The organism is Kitasatospora sp. NPDC090308, assembly GCF_044769485.1.
GTDB classification, from domain to species: domain Bacteria; phylum Actinomycetota; class Actinomycetes; order Streptomycetales; family Streptomycetaceae; genus Kitasatospora; species Kitasatospora fiedleri.
The window spans coordinates 1-1,434 of sequence record NZ_JBIVXY010000044.1 but is presented as its reverse complement, the minus strand read 5'-3'; the positions used below and the strand labels follow the sequence as shown (position 1 = coordinate 1,434).

The window sequence follows — 1,434 nt, the reverse complement described above, 5'->3', positions numbered from 1 at the left end:
GAAGAAGCGCCGGCTAACTACGTGCCAGCAGCCGCGGTAATACGTAGGGCGCAAGCGTTATCCGGAATTATTGGGCGTAAAGAGCTCGTAGGCGGTTTGTCGCGTCTGCTGTGAAAGACCGGGGCTCAACTCCGGTTCTGCAGTGGGTACGGGCAGACTAGAGTGCAGTAGGGGAGACTGGAATTCCTGGTGTAGCGGTGAAATGCGCAGATATCAGGAGGAACACCGATGGCGAAGGCAGGTCTCTGGGCTGTAACTGACGCTGAGGAGCGAAAGCATGGGGAGCGAACAGGATTAGATACCCTGGTAGTCCATGCCGTAAACGTTGGGCACTAGGTGTGGGGGACATTCCACGTTTTCCGCGCCGTAGCTAACGCATTAAGTGCCCCGCCTGGGGAGTACGGCCGCAAGGCTAAAACTCAAAGGAATTGACGGGGGCCCGCACAAGCGGCGGAGCATGCGGATTAATTCGATGCAACGCGAAGAACCTTACCAAGGCTTGACATGAACCGGAAAGACCTGGAGACAGGTGCCCCGCTTGCGGCCGGTTTACAGGTGGTGCATGGTTGTCGTCAGCTCGTGTCGTGAGATGTTGGGTTAAGTCCCGCAACGAGCGCAACCCTCGTTCTATGTTGCCAGCGGTTCGGCCGGGGACTCATAGGAGACTGCCGGGGTCAACTCGGAGGAAGGTGGGGACGACGTCAAATCATCATGCCCCTTATGTCTTGGGCTTCACGCATGCTACAATGGCCGGTACAAAGGGTTGCGATACTGTGAGGTGGAGCTAATCCCAAAAAGCCGGTCTCAGTTCGGATTGGGGTCTGCAACTCGACCCCATGAAGTCGGAGTCGCTAGTAATCGCAGATCAGCAACGCTGCGGTGAATACGTTCCCGGGCCTTGTACACACCGCCCGTCAAGTCACGAAAGTTGGTAACACCCGAAGCCGGTGGCCTAACCCTTGTGGGGGGAGCCGTCGAAGGTGGGACCGGCGATTGGGACTAAGTCGTAACAAGGTAGCCGTACCGGAAGGTGCGGCTGGATCACCTCCTTTCTAAGGAGCTGCTAACAACCGTTCCTGGTTTCCGTGCATGCGGGGCTGGTGGTTGTCAGTGTTGCCCATTGCGCAGGCGTCTGTTCTGCGGTGGGTGCTCATGGGTGGAATATCAACGAATCAAATGTTTTTTGGCATGGCTTCTGGGCTGGTGTCCTGGTGCGAGTACGGCGATTGCTGTCCCCCCTTTTTTGTGGTGGGTGGTGGTTGTGGGGAAAGTGTTGGGGTGTTGGTTGTGGGGGTTGTGTTTGGTGCACTGTTGGGTCCTGAGGCAACAGGACCTTCTGCAGCTTCGGGCTGGGGACACGGTTTTGGTGTTTCTTGTTTTCCTGCGGCCGTTCTCCTACCGCGTGTGTGGCCCCTTGGGGGTTGTGTGGTGGGG

1 rRNA gene is annotated in these 1,434 nt (G+C 57.4%); it reads left to right on the top strand.

The features are described from left to right. Positions 1–1,052: ribosomal RNA gene (locus ACIQVD_RS34210) — 16S ribosomal RNA — on the top strand; the annotation flags it as partial. Positions 1,053–1,434 lie beyond the last annotated feature (382 nt).